General features: G+C 66.4%; 14 protein-coding genes. 6 read left to right on the forward strand and 8 right to left on the reverse strand.

The features are described from left to right. Positions 1–38: 38 nt before the first annotated feature. Positions 39–1,679 carry an FMN-binding glutamate synthase family protein gene (locus WFK98_RS05450; RefSeq protein WP_336799518.1) on the reverse strand — a complete coding sequence of 547 codons (1,641 nt, stop codon included), beginning with the start codon at positions 1,677–1,679 and terminating at the stop codon, positions 39–41. A 226-nt stretch (positions 1,680–1,905) separates the two neighbouring features. On the opposite strand from WFK98_RS05450, the gene WFK98_RS05455 reads away from it, so the two are divergent. The 4 genes from WFK98_RS05455 to WFK98_RS05470 all read left to right on the forward strand — a co-directional run bounded on the left by WFK98_RS05455 (position 1,906) and on the right by WFK98_RS05470 (position 4,277). Beyond that, on the forward strand, positions 1,906–2,793 hold the full coding sequence (locus WFK98_RS05455; protein WP_336799519.1) for a YicC/YloC family endoribonuclease: 888 nt from the start codon (positions 1,906–1,908) through the stop codon (positions 2,791–2,793). A 10-nt stretch (positions 2,794–2,803) separates the two neighbouring features. After that, on the forward strand, positions 2,804–3,448 hold the full coding sequence (gene gmk / locus WFK98_RS05460) for a guanylate kinase (RefSeq protein WP_266339491.1): 645 nt from the start codon (positions 2,804–2,806) through the stop codon (positions 3,446–3,448). Positions 3,449–3,451: 3 nt separating this feature from the next. Next, complete coding sequence (locus tag WFK98_RS05465) at positions 3,452–3,886, forward strand: MliC family protein (protein ID WP_336799520.1); 435 nt, start codon at positions 3,452–3,454, stop codon at positions 3,884–3,886. Between the two features lie 184 nt (positions 3,887–4,070). Beyond that, positions 4,071–4,277, forward strand: a complete 207-nt coding sequence (locus WFK98_RS05470; protein ID WP_266339493.1) for a helix-turn-helix domain-containing protein — start codon at positions 4,071–4,073, stop codon at positions 4,275–4,277. Positions 4,278–4,365: 88 nt separating this feature from the next. On the opposite strand, the gene rsmA is transcribed toward WFK98_RS05470, so the two are convergent. The 6 genes from rsmA to lptF all read right to left on the reverse strand — a co-directional run bounded on the left by rsmA (position 4,366) and on the right by lptF (position 12,155). Further along, positions 4,366–5,136 carry a 16S rRNA (adenine(1518)-N(6)/adenine(1519)-N(6))-dimethyltransferase RsmA gene (gene rsmA / locus WFK98_RS05475; RefSeq protein WP_336799610.1) on the reverse strand — a complete coding sequence of 257 codons (771 nt, stop codon included), beginning with the start codon at positions 5,134–5,136 and terminating at the stop codon, positions 4,366–4,368. Positions 5,137–5,198: 62 nt separating this feature from the next. Then, a complete protein-coding gene (gene pdxA, locus WFK98_RS05480; RefSeq protein WP_336799521.1) occupies positions 5,199–6,254 on the reverse strand; it encodes a 4-hydroxythreonine-4-phosphate dehydrogenase PdxA in 1,056 nt (351 codons plus the stop codon). Between the two features lie 40 nt (positions 6,255–6,294). Continuing rightward, positions 6,295–7,224 (reverse strand): SurA N-terminal domain-containing protein, encoded by a 930-nt coding sequence (locus WFK98_RS05485; protein WP_336799522.1) that lies wholly within the window; start codon positions 7,222–7,224, stop codon positions 6,295–6,297. Positions 7,225–7,350: 126 nt separating this feature from the next. Then, a complete protein-coding gene (locus WFK98_RS05490; RefSeq protein ID WP_266339496.1) occupies positions 7,351–9,747 on the reverse strand; it encodes an LPS-assembly protein LptD in 2,397 nt (798 codons plus the stop codon). Positions 9,748–9,782: 35 nt separating this feature from the next. After that, a complete protein-coding gene (locus tag WFK98_RS05495; RefSeq protein ID WP_266339497.1) occupies positions 9,783–10,964 on the reverse strand; it encodes an LptF/LptG family permease in 1,182 nt (393 codons plus the stop codon). 3 nt (positions 10,965–10,967) lie between these two features. Further along, the gene (lptF, locus tag WFK98_RS05500; protein ID WP_266339498.1) at positions 10,968–12,155 is read right to left on the reverse strand and encodes an LPS export ABC transporter permease LptF; all 1,188 of its coding nucleotides are present in this window, start codon (positions 12,153–12,155) and stop codon (positions 10,968–10,970) included. Positions 12,156–12,463: 308 nt separating this feature from the next. Here lptF and WFK98_RS05505 point away from each other — a divergent pair, with 308 nt between their 5' ends. Together WFK98_RS05505 and WFK98_RS05510 are read left to right on the forward strand one after the other, a co-directional pair. Beyond that, positions 12,464–13,978: a leucyl aminopeptidase gene (locus tag WFK98_RS05505; RefSeq protein ID WP_336799523.1), complete on the forward strand. Its 1,515-nt coding sequence runs from the start codon at positions 12,464–12,466 to the stop codon at positions 13,976–13,978. A 73-nt stretch (positions 13,979–14,051) separates the two neighbouring features. Continuing rightward, the gene (locus tag WFK98_RS05510; protein WP_336799524.1) at positions 14,052–14,501 is read left to right on the forward strand and encodes a DNA polymerase III subunit chi; all 450 of its coding nucleotides are present in this window, start codon (positions 14,052–14,054) and stop codon (positions 14,499–14,501) included. Between the two features lie 199 nt (positions 14,502–14,700). Here the strand turns inward: WFK98_RS05510 and WFK98_RS05515 are convergent, their stop codons facing one another. After that, complete coding sequence (locus tag WFK98_RS05515; protein ID WP_336799525.1) at positions 14,701–16,587, reverse strand: ABC-F family ATP-binding cassette domain-containing protein; 1,887 nt, start codon at positions 16,585–16,587, stop codon at positions 14,701–14,703. Between the last annotated feature and the right edge of the window lie 47 nt (positions 16,588–16,634).

The following is a 16,634-nucleotide window of genomic DNA, read 5'->3' on the forward strand; positions in this document are numbered from 1 at the left end:
TCGCGAAAGCTATCTGTCTCCCCTCAGGGTTGCAAGTGTCAGCTGGCCTTGCGCAGTTCGCCTGCGATGGCGAAGCCGTCCGGCGAGGCGAGCGCCCAGGCCTGGCGATAGAAGGGGTGGGGACTGTCGCCGCCGAGAAGCTCGCCTTCCGCCAGATAGGGGAAGAGCTGCGAATAGAGGCGGATCTCGTTGGAGCTGACGCGGCGCGCGACGTGGTGCGGTTTCAGGCTCGACGGGTGCTCCAGGCCGGCCGCCGCCAGCAGTTCGGCCAGCGCATGCAGCGAGTTGCGGTGGTAGTTGGCGACACGCTCGGCCTTGTCCGGTACGACGAGCGCGCGCTGGCGCAGGGCGTCCTGGGTGGCAACGCCGGTCGGGCATTTGTTGGTGTGGCAGCTCTGCGACTGGATGCAGCCGACGGCGAACATGAAGCCGCGCGCCGAGTTGACCCAGTCGGCGCCCATGGCGAGCACGGCGGCGATGTCGAAGGCGGAGACGATCTTTCCAGCGACGCCGATGCGGACATGCTTGCGCAGTCCCGCGCCGACCAGCGTGTTGTGGACCAGAAGCAGCGCCTCGCGCATCGGTGTGCCGACATGGTCGGTGAGCTCGACGGGCGCCGCGCCCGTGCCGCCCTCGGCGCCGTCGACGACGATGAAGTCGGGCACGATGCCGGTCTTCAGCATCGCCTTGACGATGGCCATGAATTCCCAGGGCTGGCCGATGGCGAGCTTGAAGCCGACCGGCTTGCCGCCGGAAAGCTCGCGCAGCCGGGCGACGAACAGCATCATCTCGGTCGGCGTCGAGAAGGCGGAATGGGCGGCGGGCGATACGCATTCGCGACCGACCGGAATGCCGCGCGTCGCGGCGATCTCGGGGCTGACCTTGTTGGCCGGCAGGATGCCGCCATGGCCGGGCTTGGCGCCCTGGCTGAGCTTGATCTCGATCATCTTGACCTGGTCGTCGGCGGCCTGCGACGCGAATTTCTCGGCCGAGAAGGTGCCGTCCGCGTTGCGGCAGCCGAAATAGCCCGAGGCGATCTGCCAGACGAGGTCGCCGCCATATTGCCGGTGGTAAGGGCTGATCGAGCCCTCGCCGGTATCCTGCGCGAAGCCGCCCAGCTTGGCGCCTCGGTTCAGCGCCAGGATCGCCTGGCCCGACAGCGCGCCGAAGCTCATGGCCGAGATGTTCAGCACCGAGCCGGAATAGGGCCGCTTGCATTGCTCGTTGCCGATGGTGATGCGGAAGGTTTCCGGATCCTGCAGCGGCGCCGGGCGCATCGAATGGCCGATGAACTCGTAGCCATGCGCATACGCGTCGAGCAACGTGCCGAACGGCCTCTGGTCGGCCTCGTTCTTGGCGCGCTGATAGACGAGCGAGCGCTCGGCCCGCGAGAAGGGCAGGCGGTCGGAATCGGATTCGAACAGATATTGCCGGAGTTCGGGCCGGACCGATTCGACCAGGAAGCGCATATGGCCGATCACCGGATAGTTGCGCGTGATCGCATGACGCTTCTGGAGCAGGTCGAAGACGCCGAGCACGGAAAGCGCGGCGAAGGCGAGAGTCAGCGCGAAGCTGAGCGTCCGGTCCATCGGGATCAGCGGCACCAGCAGCGCGCCCAGGATGCAGAGCGCGAAGGCGCTGTAGCGGGCGATGAGCGAGAATTTCAGGATGGATTGCATGCGGGCCCCCGGCAGGGATGGTCGGCCGGCTCGCCGCGCAAGGCGCACCGGCCAGGTAGAGTTGGAACCATAGAACATATCTAAGGCTGTCTGTGTGTCGGTTTGACGGATATCCGTGCCCGCGCCCTTGAGCGCTATCGGCGCGCGGATTACTGTCCGCCTCCAACCGGCGGGCCTGACCGGATGCTTTTCATGGCCAGAGACCATTCACAGCCGGGGAATTCCGATGGCACTGACGAGCATGACCGGCTTCGCCCGCGCCGCAGGCGCCGGGCACGGCTATCGCTGGACCTGGGAACTGCGCAGCGTCAACGGCAAGGGCCTCGATATCCGCCTTCGCCTGCCGCCGAGCTTCGACCATCTGGAACAGCCGGTGCGCGAGCGCGTCGGCAGGGCGCTCCAGCGCGGCAACCTCCAGGTGGGCCTCAGCCTGCAGCGCGAGACGACGGCCTCGGCGCTCCGCGTCAATGAGGAACTGCTGCGGCAGGTGATGGATCTCGTCCGCCGGGTCGGCAGCGAGATCGATGCCGCGCCGCCGACGCTGGATGGGCTTCTGTCGATCCGCGGCATTCTCGAAACCGTCGACGCCGAGGATGACCCCGCCGTCGCCGAGGCGCTCGCAGCCGATCTGCTCGTCGATCTCGACACCGCGCTCGCCGAGCTCGTTGTCGCCCGCAACCGCGAGGGCGCCGCGATCGGCGCCGTGCTCAACGCCCGCATGGACGAGATCGAGCGCCTGACGGCCGCCGCCGAGGCCTCGCCGGCGCGCACCGTGGAGGCGATCCGCAAGAAGCTCGCCGACCAGGTCGCTGCGCTCCTTGACGCCTCGCCGGCGCTCGATCCGGACCGTCTCCACCAGGAGGCGGCGCTTCTGGCGACCCGCGCCGATATCCGCGAGGAACTCGACCGGCTGACGGCCCACGTCGCCGCTGCCCGCGCGCTGCTCGCAGAGGGCGGGCCGGTCGGCCGCAAGCTCGATTTCCTCGCCCAGGAATTCAACCGCGAAACCAACACGCTCTGCGCCAAGGCGAATGATCGCTCCCTGACCGCAATCGGCCTCGATCTGAAGGCCGCCGTCGATCAGCTGCGCGAGCAGGTCCAGAATCTCGAATAGGAAGTCCCTGATGTCGCTTGCCGGAAACTCCCCCTCGCGCCGCGGCCTGATGCTGGTGCTTTCCTCGCCGTCCGGCGCGGGCAAGTCCACCATCGCGCGCCACCTGATGGCGGAGGACAAGGACATCGTCCTCTCCGTCTCCGTGACGACGCGCGCGCGCCGGCCGAGCGAGATCGACGGCGTCCACTATCACTTCATCGATCAGCCGACCTTCAACAAGCTGCGCGATCGCGGCGAACTGCTGGAATGGGCCGAGGTGCACGGCAATTGCTACGGCACGCCGCGCGCGCCGGTGGAGGAATGGCTGACGTCCGGCAAGGATGTGCTGTTCGACATCGACTGGCAGGGCGCCGACCAGGTGGCCAAGGCGATGCCGGAGGATCTCGTCCGCATCTTCGTGCTGCCGCCGACCATGGCCGAGCTGGCGTCGCGCCTCGTCCGCCGGGCCGAGGACGCGCCGGACGTGATCGCCAAGCGGCTGGCGAACGCCAGGGCCGAGATCCAGCACTGGCGCGACTACGACTATGTCCTGATCAATAAGGACCTCCAGACCTCGCTGGAGAAAGCGCAGGCGATCCTCTACGCCGAGCGCATGCGCCGCGCCCGCACGACCTGGCTGGAAGGCTTCGTCGACGACCTGTTGCAGCAGGCATAGGGGTTGCCGGACGGCAAGAACGGGTCCGGTCCGCGCGGCTCTCCCTTGGCCCTTGCCCGATTGCCTTCGATCCTGGCGGCTGCGACAATTGCCGAAACATCCTGTCGATTGGAGCCGACCATGTATTTCCCGCGTTTGGGCCTTGCGATCGTCCTTGGTGTCGCTTCCAGCTTCCTCGCGCTCCAGGCCGCCTCTGCCAAGGATTTTCAGTATGAGTGCGAGGATGGAACGGAGCTGACGGCGACGTTCAGCCCGCCGGAACAGGCGCATGGCGTGGCGGATCTGGTGTTCGCCGACGGCAAGAAGGTGGCGCTGCCGCAGGCCGTCTCCGCCGATGGCGGCCGCTACACCAAGGACGACATCGAGTTCTGGATCAAGGGCAGCAGCGCGACCCTTACGATCGCGGGCAAGACCACGAACTGCGAAACCGCGGATTAGGGCCAGGTTGGACCCGCCGACGCGCCAAGCGCCGGCGGGATCCGTCAAGACGAAGACCCGGATTGGATCCACAGGCTTTGCGGCCGGAAACTGCTCCTGAAGGCTAAGCGCGATCGGGTGGACGGGGAAGGCCTGGGCCGCGTGTGGCAAAGCGATTGACTGCCCCATTGCTGGAGAATGCGAAATGACCTCGGATGAGTTCCGGTCCTGGCGCGATCAACTCGGTTTGACCCAGAGGCAGGCGGCCGAGGCCCTCGGCCTGTCGCCGGGCTCGGTTCAAAACTACGAAAGCGGGGTTAGGCGCGAAGACGGTCGCGCCGTCGCAATCCCGAAGACGGTGGCACTGGCGTGTGCGGCTCTCAGCGCCGGGCTGCAGCCTGTCGGAACCTAGTGCGAGACATGGATGGGATCCGCCTCGCGGCTGACTCTCGAGAGTCCCGGCGCCGGGTGCGGACAAATACCCGACTGCGCCGCTCGCGCTAGGGCAGGGCGTTGGCGAGGCGGACGAAGCCGGCGACTTCGATCTCCTCGGCGCGGGCTGTCTCGACGATGCCGGCCGCAGCCAGCAGCGGCAGCGGATCGGTCCCAAGGCTCTTCAGGCTCTGGCGCAGCATCTTACGGCGCTGGCCGAAGGCGGCGGCGGTGACGCGCTCCAGCTTCGTCCGGCTGCATGCGAGCGGCGCCTGGCGGGGGATGACCTCAACGACCGACGACACCACCTTGGGCGGCGGCGTGAAGGCCTTGGGCGAGATGTCGAAGAGGATGCGCGCCTCGGCGCGCCAGCCGCAGATGACGCCGAGGCGTCCATAGGCGTCGTCTTCCGGCGTGGCGACGATTCGTTCCGCCACCTCGCGCTGGAACATCAGCGTCATCTTCTCGTAGAAGGGCGGCCACGGCTCGCTCTGCAGCCAGCCGAGCAGCAGCGGCGTGCCGATATTGTAGGGCAGGTTGGCGGCGATGCGAACGCGGCCGGTAGCGAGCTTCGCCATGTCGACCTGCATCGCGTCGCCCTCGATCACTTCGAGGCGGCCGGGATAGTGCGCGGCGATCTCTGCCAGCGCATCCAGGCAGCGGCGGTCGCGCTCGATGGCGATGACCTTCTCCGCGCCCTCGGCGAGCAGCGCCCGCGTCAGGCCGCCGGGGCCGGGCCCGACCTCGATCACCGTCACGCCGGCGAGCGGCCCGGCGGCGCGGGCGATCCGGCCGGTCAGGTTCAGGTCGAGCAGGAAGTTCTGCCCTAGCGCCTTCATGGCCTGCAGGCCATGCGCCGCGATCACCTCGCGAAGGGGAGGGAGCCCGTCCTGCGCCAGGGTCACGAAGCGGCGCCCGCAGTCTCGAGCCGGCGATAATCCGCCTCGTGCCGCGCCAGCTCGTCGGCGAGGCGCAGCGCCGCCGCGAGGCTCGAAATGTCGGCCTTGCCGGTGCCGGCGATGTCGAAGGCGGTGCCGTGGTCCGGCGAGGTCCGCACGAAGGGCAGGCCGAGCGTGACGTTGACCGTCTCCGAGAAGGCGATGGTCTTGGTCGGGATCAGGGCCTGGTCGTGATACATGCAGAGCGCGACGTCGTAGCGCTCGCGCGCCTCGGCATGGAACATGGTGTCGGGCGCCAGCGGCCCGAAGGCGTTGATGCCCTCGGCGCGCAGCGCGGCGACGGCCGGACGGATCACGGCGTCGTCCTCGGTGCCCATGACGCCGCCCTCGCCGGCATGCGGATTGAGGCCCGCGACCGCGATGCGCGGATTGGCGAGGCCGAAGCGGCGGCGCATGTCGTGGTCGATCGTGCGGCCGGTGCGGATCAGCATCTCTTCGGTCAGCAGGTTGGGTACGGAGGCGATCGGCACATGGATAGTGGCCGGCACCGCGCGCAGGCCGGGGCCGGCGAGCATCATCACCGGGTGGGCGGGCGAGCCGCTCCAGGCCGCCGACAGCATGCCGAGGAACTCGGTATGGCCCGGATGCTGGAAGCCGGCGTCGAACAGCGCCTTCTTGTTGATCGGGTTGGTGACGAGTGCAGAAGCGAGCCCGGCGCGGACATCGCCAACGGCCCGCGCGATCGCCTCGATGACGCCGCGCGCGGCGCTTCGTTCCGGAACGCCCGGCGCAGCGACGGCATGCGATTCGAGAGCCACCACCGGCAGCACGCGATCGAACGCGTCAATCGCTTCCGGCGCGTCGATGGTCTCGATCGGGATGTCCAGCCCCATCAGCGCCGCGCGGCTGCGCAGCGCCTCGGGATCGGCCAGAACGTAGAAAGGCGGCAGGTTGCGCTCGCGCCGTTCCCGCCAGACCGCCAGGGTCACATCCGGACCGATGCCGGCCGGCTCCCCCATGGTCAGTGCAAGCGGCCGGAACGATGCGGAATCAACCATGTCGTCTCACTCGATAGGCTCCGCCATGCGCGGAACCGCCTTACTTGTAATTGATCTTGGCATCCTTGCGGAGCTCGGCAATGAAATCCTTGCCGAGATTCTTGCCCTGCTCGGCGGTCAGCTTCTCTTCGATCTCCGCGCGGACGCCGGCGGAGCTGCGGACTTCCTTGGCCTCGCAGATGGCGATGATCTCGACGCCGCGTTCGGTCACCTGCGGCTTCAGCGTGCCGCCGACCGGCGTGGTCTTCAGCTCGTCGCCGACAGGACCCTGGACCTGCGCGCTGTCGCGGCGGCCCATGTTGAGCACCACGACGCCCTTCATGGCCTTGGCCTGGGCCAGGCTGCCGTCGCAGCCGGCGAAGCGCTTGCGGAAGGCCTCGGCCTCACGCTGGCGCTGGCCGACGAAACCGGGCGAGGAGCCTTTGGGCACGACGAACACGATCTGCTGGAGCTTGAACTCCTTGATCGTCGCGTTCTCGGTGTTGATGCCCTGCTTCTCGATCTGCGCCTGCACGTCGGCTTCGCTGACCTTGATGCTGCGCGCGCGCGCCTTGATCACCATGCCGCTCATCATCTGCGCGCGCAGGAACTTGCGCAGCGTATCGGCCTGCACGCCCTGCGAGCTGAGCGCCTTGGCGAACTGCGCCGGCGGCAGCTTGACCTGCTTGGCGATGCCGTTGAAGCGCTCTTCGACCGCCGAATCCGGCACGCTCATGCCACGGCGCTTCGCCACCTGGTCGAGCAGGGTCTCGTCGATCATGTCGTCGAGCACCGCCTTGTCGCCCGAAGGCTGGTGGAACAGCTTCATCAGCTTGATGCGCTGGCTGACGTCATAGGACGTGATGGCCTGGTCGTTGACCGTCGCCCGGACTGCCGCCTGCGCGAAGGCAGTGGCCGGCAGACTGGCGCCTGCCACGCCGAGGGCGATCGCGATGGCCGGCAGAAGAGTGGAGTTCAGTCGATTGCGCATGGCGAAAATCCGGGTCCTGTCAGCTGCGGGGATGCGCCAGCATCACGGCGCGTCGAATCATCCTGCCGCTACGGAGGAGTTGATTTCGACGCGATAGACCCTGCAAATCCGGCGAAACCATGAAGATCAATAGCTGCTGTTGCTCGTGAGCGAGCCAACGTCGCTCTTGAGCTTCGTTCCGCCGAGCGTCCGGAGCTCGAGCCGCACCATCAGCTGCTTCGAGGTCTGCAGGTCGGTGTAGTCCTGGCGGATCTCGCTATAGGCGATCGAGAAGGTCGTGCACTCGTCGTCATAGGCGATGCCGATGCCGCTGGAGGCGAGCTGGTCGCCCTCGATGTCCCAGGCGACGGAACCGAACACGCGCCACGTCTCGGTCATCTGCCAGGATGCCTTGCCGCTGATCGTATCCGTGCGGGAATCGTTGCCGATCGCCGGCTGCTCGCGCAGGAACAAGTACGACGCAGACGCCGTCACGTCGCCGAACTTGCCGGTCGCCGTGAGCTCGGCGCGGTTGACGTCGAGGTTGTCGTGGTCGAAGCGGCCGCGCGCCGTCAGGAAGTAGCCGTAGCCCGTGTCCAGCGTCATGCCGGCTACGAAGTCGGAGACGGTGTCCTCGAGGCCCGACACGGCGCCGGTCGAAGTCAGGTCGGTGACGGCGAAGGAGTTCTCGCCGGCGACCTGGTAGGACTGGCCGACCACGCCCTGGATCGTCGCCAGCTGCCCGACGCTCGCCAGGTAGCGGAAGCCGATATTGGCGCGGGTGCCGCCCTCGATGCGGTCATAGCCGGAGAACTTGTCCCAGTCGAACAGGCTCGAATCGTCGAATACGAGACTCTGCGCGTCTTCGTTCGGCAGCTCGCCGGCCATCGGCTCGTTCGGGCGGACGATCATCTGCGCAACGGGTTCGAACAGGAAGCTCGAGGAAAGGCCGGCGGCCATGATCGGCCAGCGCCATTCCAGGCCCATCGCCGGCATACCGCGGAAATAGGTGCCGTCATCGTTCAGGCCGGCGATGATCTGGTCCTGGTTCAGGTAGTAGCCGTCGCCGCGCAGATAGCCGAACGGCTTGAAGACCATGCCCATAGGGCCGATCATGCTGCGTTCCCACGTCGCCTGCGAACTGACGCGGTTGTAGTTGCCCGAGAGGCCGAGAATGTGGGCGTTGTTATCGAGCACGCCGTTGGTGACGCCCTCGGCGACCGTGATGCCATCGCCCTTGTTGTTGACGATGTCGGTCTCGTCGCGTGACAGGCTGGTCAGGTTCGACTTGATCGAGAGCTGGCCGCCCAGGATCGAATCATCGAACAGGTAGCTGTGGTCGATCACCGGATGGACGATCGCCTGCCGGCCCTGGTCGTACTTGATGTCCTCGTCATTGGTCAGCACCTGGAAATAGAGCGCGCGCGCGTCGAAATAGTTGCGCTGGCTGATGCCCGTCAGGTGGACGTTCGAGACGTTGATATCGGTGTTGTTCGACAGAAGGTTGTAGTCGCGGCTGAAGGTGCGGTCGCTGAGCAGCGTTGCGTCCCAGCCCACGGTCCAGTAGCGATTCAGGTAGAACTCGCCTTCGGTCTTCACGCCGCCGCGCCAATCCTTGACGCCGGAATTGCGTGTGCCTTCGTCGTAGAAGTCGTCCGGGTTCAACTGGTTGATGCCGGCCATGCGCAGCGAATACTGGCCGTATTCAAGGCGATGGCGCCATTCCACATCCATCAGGAAGCCCTGGTTGGTGTAGACGGCGGGAGCCAGCGTCAGGTCGTAGTTCGGAGCCAGCGCCCAGAAATAGGGTGTCTGGATGAAAGCGCCGAGGGTCTTCTTGTAGCCGGCAGACGGGAACAGGAAGCCGCTCTTGCGCTTGATCGTCGGATCGGGCGCCGAGAACGCCGGGAAATAGGCGATCGGCATGCCCAGGAATTCGAGCGAGGCCTGCTTGAAGTAGACGATGTGCTCGTTGTGATCGACGATGATGCGCGCCGCCTTCACCTGCCAGATCGGCGCCTTTTCGGGCTTCTCGCGGCATGGTTCGCAGGCGGTGTAGACGCCGCGATAGAAGGTGGTGGTCTTGCCCTGGTCGCGCAACGCCTTCTCGGCCGCGAAATGCGTCTGCGTCGGCGTGTCGAGCCGCAGCGCGTTGACGAAGCCGGTGGCGAAATCGTCGGTGATGTCGATCGTGTCTGCCGTGATGACGGCGCCGGTCCGGTCGACGATCTTCACGCGCCCTTCGGCGCGCATCTTCTTGTTCTTCTGGTCGTAGGTGACCCGGTCAGCTTCCAGCGTATAGCCGTCATAGTAGATCTTGACCTTGCCCACGGCCGACACCGCGGACTTGTCGTAGTCGTAGACGAGCTGGTCCGACTCCAGCACCATCTGCGCGTCCTTGGCCGGACGCGGCAGGTTGTCGGCGCCGAAGCCGAGCGTGCCGGGTTTGGATTGCGCATGGGCGCTGCCGGAGACGGCCGCGAAGCCAAGCCCCATCGTCGCCGCGAGCAGCAGGACGCCGAGACCGCGCCTGGCGCGAGACATCACGCTACGCCCTCGGAGAGGAACGGAAACGAACATCATCCGTCCTCCCGATGCAGAAGCACTGTGATACTCAACAAGCTGGCGATGACGGCTGGAGTCCAAGCGGCAATCATCGGTGACACGACGCCGCTCCTCCCCAAACCCCTCGCCAATTCAGTGACAACATAAAGCACGAAGCCTACGGCGACACCAGTCAAAATCACCTGCCCGAGATCCCTTGAACGGGAGAATCGGAGCGACACGGTCGCGGCGACGAACACCATGGCGAGGAAGAGCAGGGGCTGCGCCAGCAGGGACTGGAACTGCATTTCGTACGCATCACTCGGAACTGCCGATTTTCTCGATATTTCAATGAGTTCCGGCAAGGACCAGAACGAAACTGTCTCAGGGTCGGCCAGCCTTTGGCTGACCTGGTTGGCGTTGAGATCCGTGGGGAGGCGGACCTCGGCTTCCGGTGCGGGACGGCTGCCCGGACGGGTCACGGTGGCGTCGCGGAACACCCAGTCGCCGCTCTCGAAATCAGCTGTGGATGCGTCGATCCGATGGTCCAGCGTGCCGTTGCTCTTGAACACGAAAGCCGACGCGTCGACGAGCGAAAGGCCGCGATTGAGGCTCTGCTTGGCGCCGATGATCGAAGAGCCCTCGCGTCCCGTCTGCCGCATCCAGATCGTCCAGTCGGACGAGGATGATTCGGGAGTCGACGACACGTCGGACGGCATGGATGGCGGAGGTTCGGCGGCTGGCTCCGGCGTCGGCGTCGGATTGTTTTTCGCCTCCAGCTTGGCCCGGTTCTGCGCCAGCTCGTTGGCGAGCAGGATCGAGCGCGCCTTGAGGTCGGTCGAGATCGGGTTGAACACCGTCGTCGCGAACACGCCGATCATCACGGCGACGAGGCCGGCCGGCAGCAGGAACTGCCAGGCCGAGACGCCCGCCGCGCGCGCGACCACCAGCTCGAGCTGGCGATTCGCCATGACGAAGGCGGCGATCGCAGCGAACAGGATTGTGAAGGGCAGGGCGCGCTCGATGACGTTCGGCACGCGGGCGAGTGACACCAGGAGATAGAGGAAGGCGTCGAAGCCCTCGCGGCGCGCGGCGCGGCGCGCGAGCTCGAGATAGTCGATGAACGCCATCAGGACGAAGACGACAATGAAGATGATCAGCGCCGTCTTTGCGAAGCGCTTGGCGAAATAGCGACTGAGCGTCGGGTTTCGGAACATGGCTTAGGTCCGGCCCCCTGCCGATGGGCGTGGGCCAATCCTGAACCGATTGGCGATTCGTTGCACGAACTCCGTCACCATCGACCCGATGCTGTCGGAGGCGGAGAAGCGGAACGAGCTGTAGACGGCGAAAAGCGACAGCAGGATGAAGGCGATCGGCAGAGCGTAGAGAGCCGGGATCAGCCGGGAATCACTGGCCGCGAGGCTGGCGAGGATCAGGCCGCCGATTCGCACGCCGGTCGCGACCGCGATGGTGCCGAGAATGACGATGCCGCGACCCTGGCGGGTCGTCTGCGCCTGTCCAAGCGCCGCGACCGGCAGGATCGCGAAGAAGAGGGCGTAGAGCGGCGCGGCGAGGCGGTCATGCAGCTCCGACAGGAAGGCGCCCGGCCGCTTCTGGTATTCCGGATCGTTCGGGTTCGGCGCGAGCAGATAGGCGGTGCTGCGCTCGGAGGCCGTGTAGTCAGGCAGGCTGTTGCGGCTGCCGAAGGTCGACAGGTCGAAGGCGTAGGATTCGAACTCGATGATCGACATCGAGTGGTTGGTCTCGGACTTCTGCTGGATCGTGCCGTTCTGCATGATCAGGAAGGTGCCGAGCGGGTTCTTCAGCACCGCGCCGCGATTGGCGATGTAGACAGAGGTCTGGTCGGGCTGGCGGCCGTCCTGGATGAAGATGCCTTCGAGCGTGCCGTCCGGCTTGCGGTCCTTCACATGGAAGACCAGCCGGTTGCCGAGTTCCATGAACTGGCCCTCGCGCACGAAGCTGGTGATCAGGTCGGCATTGATTCCCGTCAGCAGGCCGCGGAATGCCTGCAGCGAGCGCGGCACCAGATAGAGCGACATCGAGCCGACGATGATGGCGGTGATCAGGCCCATGGCGAGCGCCGGCTTGAGCAGCCGGGTCTGCGAGGCGCCGCTGGCGTTGATGACCACCAGCTCGGAATCGGCGTTGAGCTGGTTGAACGTGTAGATCGCGCCGATCAGCAGGGCGACAGGGCAGACGATCAGCAGCAGGCCCGGGAAGATCAAACTCGACACACGGAAGAAGGTGACGAAGTTCTGGCCCTTGCTGGTGATCAGGTCGAGCTCGCGCAGGGCCTGACTCAGCCACACGGTGCCCGACAAGCCGCAAAGGCTCAGCAGGAACGCTGCGAACATGCGTTTGAAGATGTAGCGCTCGATGAGCTTCATCTTGGTTTCGTCGATCCTCGAACTCTGAACGCCCCTGCGATGTCAGCCTTGCCTGGCTGCGAGATATTGGCGGACCAGCCTCCTTGCGAGCTCGGGTTCGACCCCGTCCATGGGTGAACCAATTGGGTGAATCAAACGCGAATGAACGCCCTTAACAAAGCGTAAACGCTTAACTGGAACCGGCGCTACTTGCCAGAGACGCCGGCCATGGACAGATTGATCATCCTCTGGGTGTGGCCTAACGCACGCACCCCCTGTCCCAGACAGCGCCGATCGGCGCCCGCCCATCCTCGTCCGCGAGTATTAAAATGACCGAAAGCCCAGCCATTTCCTTCCATAAATCCATTTCGTCCGAGGCCGGCACGCTGGTGGTCCTCACCGACGAAACGCTCGCCCTGGGTGTGGAAACACAGGCGTCGGGGATCGCCGATCTGTTTCGAAAGGCCGCAGGGACGGCCGACTACAAGGGCAAGGCTCTCGCAACCCTCGATCTGCTGGCGCCGGCCGGGCTCAACTTTGACCGGCTGATCGTGGTCGGACTCGGCAAGGCCGAAGAACTTGTGGAGGAAGACTGGTCCCGTCTCGGCGGGACGGTCCTGGGTGCGCTGCGAAAGGGCGAACAGGCGACCCTCCTGGCCGAGCGGCCGGACGGCACGGCGATGTCGGCGGACCAACTCGCCGATATCGGCCTCGGCGCCGTGCTGCGCGGCTATTCCTTCGATCGCTACAAGGGCGGCAAGGCCGGCAAGGATTCGAAGGGCGAGAACGGCAAGGCGGCCAAGGGCCCGATCCGGCTCGACATCGTCGCCGGCGAGGCCAGCAAGGCGAAAAAGGCCTGGGCGGCGCGCTCGGCCATCGCCGAGGGCGCTATCCTCGCGCGTGAACTCGTCAACGAACCTGCTAACGTGCTCGGCCCCGTCGAGTTCGCCGAGAAGGCGGCCGAACTGGCGGCGCTCGGCGTCACCATCGAGACCCTGACCGAAAAGCAGATGAAGAAGCTCGGTATGCGGGCGCTGCTCGGCGTGGCGCAGGGCTCCGTCCGGCCGCCGCGCCTCGTCGCCATGCACTGGAACGGCACCAAGTCGAAGGAAAAGCCGGTTGCCTTCGTCGGCAAGGGCGTCGTCTTCGATACGGGTGGCATCTCGATCAAGCCGGCCGGCGGCATGGAGGACATGAAGGGTGACATGGGCGGCGCCGCCGCCGTGGTCGGCCTGATGCACGCGCTCGCCTCGCGCAAGGCCAAGGCGAACGTCGTCGGCATCATCGGCCTCGTCGAGAACATGCCGGACGGCAACGCCCAGCGCCCGGGTGACATCGTCGAGGCGGCATCGGGCGTGACGATCGAGATCATCAACACCGACGCCGAGGGCCGCCTCGTGCTCGCCGACGCGCTCTGGTACGCGCAGAAGACCTATGAGCCGAAGGCGATCGTCGACCTCGCGACGCTGACCGGCGCCATCATGGTGGCGCTCGGCAGCGACCATGCCGGCATGTTCGCCAATGACGACGCGCTGGCGGAAGCGCTGTCGAAGGCGGGCGCCGCCACCGGCGAGAAGGTGTGGCGCATGCCGCTCGGCGCCGCCTACGACAAGATGATCGAATCGAAGTTCGCCGACATCAAGAACACCGGCGGCCGCTATGGCGGATCGATCACCGCGGCGCAGTTCCTGAAGCGCTTCGTCGACGACGGCGTCGCCTGGGCGCATCTCGACATCGCCGGCACGGCGATGGGCTCGCCGCAGACCGAGATCAACCGCTCCTGGGCCTCGGGCTGGGGCGTGCGCATTCTCGATCGCCTCGTCGCCGACAATTACGAAGGCTGATCTGCTACAAGTCCCGCGAGACGCCGCCCGCTCCGAATGCCTCGGGGCGGACGGCGCCGCGTGAGAAGGCGTGATGACCGAGGTCCTGTTCTACCATCTGCAGCAGCAGCCGTTGGAAGCGCTCCTGCCCGGGCTGCTGGAGAAGTCGCTCGAACGCGGCTGGCGCGTCGTGGTCGAGGCCGGCTCGGCCGAGCGCTGCGACCAGCTCGACGCGCTGCTCTGGACCTATTCCGACGACAGCTTCCTGCCGCATGGCCTCTGGCGCGATCCGGAAGCCGCGCAGCACCCGATCCTGATCACGCCGGGGGCTGGCAATCCGAACGGCGCCAATGTCCGTTTCCTCGTCGCGGGCGCCTCGGCGGGCGACCTTGCGGGCTATGCCCGCGTGGTGCTGATGTTCGACGGCAACGATCCCGAAGCGCTCGATTCCGCCCGCGCCTCTTGGAAGCGCGTCAAGGCCGAGGGCCACGACGCGACTTACTGGCAGCAATCCGAACAGGGCCGCTGGCAGAAGAAGGCGTGAGGCGGGGCTCGGCCGGGGACGCCTCTGCCTTTACCTCTCCCATGGGGAGAGGTCGGAGCGAAGCTCCGGGTGAGGGGGTAGGGAACCATCCGGCGAGGGCTCAACCCCTCACCCGCCGGCCTTCGGCCGTCGACCTCTCCCTCTGGGAGAGGTGATCAACGGACAGCAGCGAACCGCTTCGATAGCCCCCTCGTGACGGCTAGTCCGCGCCGACCGCCTCTTCGTACTCCGCCGACATTTCCAGCCAGCTTTCCTCGCGCTCGGCCAGCGCCTTGACGGCGTCGGCGCGCTGCTTGGCGAGCGTCGTCCCCTTGGCTGGGTCCCGGGTGTAGAGGTTCGGATCGGCCAGGGCGGTGTCGAGCTTCTGAATCTCTTTCTGAAGCTTCTCCATCAAGGACTCGGTTTCCTTGATCTTTTTCCGGAGTGGCGCGAGTTCCGTGCGCCGGGCGGCCGACTCGCGCCGGCGATCCTGCGCCGAGGTCTTCGCGGCGTCGGCATCCGGCTTGGCGCTGGCCGTCTCCGGCCCCTTCACGATCAGCTTGCGGTAATCGTCCATGTCGCCGTCGAACGGCGATACCGTGCCGTCGGCGACGAGCAGCAGCCGGTCCACCGAGGCCTCGATCAGATGGCGATCGTGGCTGATCAGGATGACGGCGCCCGGATAGTCGTTGAGCGCCTGCACGAGCGCCTCGCGGCTGTCGATGTCGAGATGGTTCGTGGGCTCGTCGAGGATGAGCAGGTTCGCGCCGCGGAAGGTGGCGAGGCCGAGCAGCAGCCGCGCGCGCTCGCCGCCGGAAAGCTCGCGCGCCGGCGTGTCCATCTTGGCGGTCGGAAAGCCCATGGCGCCGACGCGGGCGCGAAGCTGCGCCTCGGTCGCGTCCGGCATCAGCGGTCGCACATGCTGCACCGCGGTATCGGCTGGCCTCAGGTCGTCCAGCTGGTGCTGGGCGAAGAAGGCGATGTCGAGCTTGTCGGCGCGGCGCATCGCGCCGCCGGCGGCGGCAAGACGGCCGGCGAGCAGCTTGGCGAAGGTCGACTTGCCGTTGCCGTTGGCGCCGAGCAGGCCGATGCGGTCGTCGACGTCGATGCGGATGTCGAGTTTGCGCAGGATCGGCTTGCCTTCCTCGTATCCGACCGAGGCGTTGTCGAGCGCGATGATCGGCGGCGCCAGGATCTTGGACGGCGGCGGGAAGGAGAAGGGGGTGACGTGTTCGTCGACGATGCCTGCGATCGGCTGCATCCGCTCCAGCGCCTTCATGCGCGACTGCGCCTGGCGCGCCTTGGAGGCCTTCGCCTTGAAGCGGTCGACGAAAGCCTGCAGGTGCTTGCGCTGCTCGTCCTGCTTCTTCTTCAGCTTCAGCTGCAACGCCTGCTTCTCGCGGCGCTGGCGGTCGAAACTGTCATAGCCGCCGCGATAGGCGGTGAGCTTGCCCTGGTCGAGATGGACGATCATGTCGACGGCGCGGTTCAGGAGGTCGCGATCGTGGCTGATCAGGAACACGGTGTGCGGATAGCGCGCCACATAGTTCTCGAGCCACATCGTGCCTTCGAGGTCGAGATAGTTGGTCGGCTCGTCGAGGAGCAGCAGGTCCGGCTCGGAAAACAGCACGGCGGCGAGCGCCACCCGCATGCGCCAGCCGCCGGAGAAGGCGGAGCAGGGGCGCAACTGCGCCTCGGCGTCGAAGCCGAGGCCGGCGAGGATCGTTCCGGCCCGCGCCTCGGCGGCATGGGCGCCGATATCGGTCAGGCGGATCTGGATCTCGGCGATGCGGTGCGGGTCGGTGGCGTGCTCGGCTTCCTTCATGAGCGCGGCGCGCTCCGTGTCGGCGGCGAGCACGAATTCGATCAGCGACTGCTCGGTGCCGGGCGCTTCCTGCGCCACCTGGCCGATGCGCACGCCGCGCGGTAGCCCGATCGAGCCGCTCTCCGGAGCGATGTCGCCCGTGACCAGCTTGAACAGGGTCGTCTTGCCGGTGCCGTTGCGGCCGACGAAGCCCGCCTTCACGCCGTCGGGCAGCGCAATGGTCGCCTCCTCGAGAAGCGTACGGCCGGCGATGCGATAGGTGACTTCATTGACGTGCAGCATGGCGGCTATGTGCCGTGCCTTGCGGGCGGACGCAAGCGGATCGCGTG

Origin of the sequence: Kaistia sp. MMO-174 (genome assembly GCF_037147815.1) — a bacterium.
GTDB lineage: Bacteria > Pseudomonadota > Alphaproteobacteria > Rhizobiales > Kaistiaceae > Kaistia > Kaistia nematophila.

Bases quoted from the DNA above. Each gene is read 5' to 3' on its own strand.
- gmk (WP_266339491.1), top strand. From the start codon at position 2,804: ATGTCGCTTGCCGGAAACTCCCCCTCGCGCCGCGGCCTGATGCTGGTG.
- WFK98_RS05495 (WP_266339497.1), bottom strand. From the start codon at position 10,964: ATGTTCCGAAACCCGACGCTCAGTCGCTATTTCGCCAAGCGCTTCGCA.
- WFK98_RS05455 (WP_336799519.1), top strand. From the start codon at position 1,906: ATGGCACTGACGAGCATGACCGGCTTCGCCCGCGCCGCAGGCGCCGGG.
- WFK98_RS05450 (WP_336799518.1), bottom strand. From the start codon at position 1,679: ATGCAATCCATCCTGAAATTCTCGCTCATCGCCCGCTACAGCGCCTTC.
- WFK98_RS05470 (WP_266339493.1), top strand. From the start codon at position 4,071: ATGACCTCGGATGAGTTCCGGTCCTGGCGCGATCAACTCGGTTTGACC.
- lptF (WP_266339498.1), bottom strand. From the start codon at position 12,155: ATGAAGCTCATCGAGCGCTACATCTTCAAACGCATGTTCGCAGCGTTC.
- WFK98_RS05485 (WP_336799522.1), bottom strand. From the start codon at position 7,224: ATGCGCAATCGACTGAACTCCACTCTTCTGCCGGCCATCGCGATCGCC.
- pdxA (WP_336799521.1), bottom strand. From the start codon at position 6,254: ATGGTTGATTCCGCATCGTTCCGGCCGCTTGCACTGACCATGGGGGAG.
- WFK98_RS05510 (WP_336799524.1), top strand. From the start codon at position 14,052: ATGACCGAGGTCCTGTTCTACCATCTGCAGCAGCAGCCGTTGGAAGCG.
- rsmA (WP_336799610.1), bottom strand. From the start codon at position 5,136: ATGAAGGCGCTAGGGCAGAACTTCCTGCTCGACCTGAACCTGACCGGC.
- WFK98_RS05515 (WP_336799525.1), bottom strand. From the start codon at position 16,587: ATGCTGCACGTCAATGAAGTCACCTATCGCATCGCCGGCCGTACGCTT.
- WFK98_RS05490 (WP_266339496.1), bottom strand. From the start codon at position 9,747: ATGTCTCGCGCCAGGCGCGGTCTCGGCGTCCTGCTGCTCGCGGCGACG.
- WFK98_RS05505 (WP_336799523.1), top strand. From the start codon at position 12,464: ATGACCGAAAGCCCAGCCATTTCCTTCCATAAATCCATTTCGTCCGAG.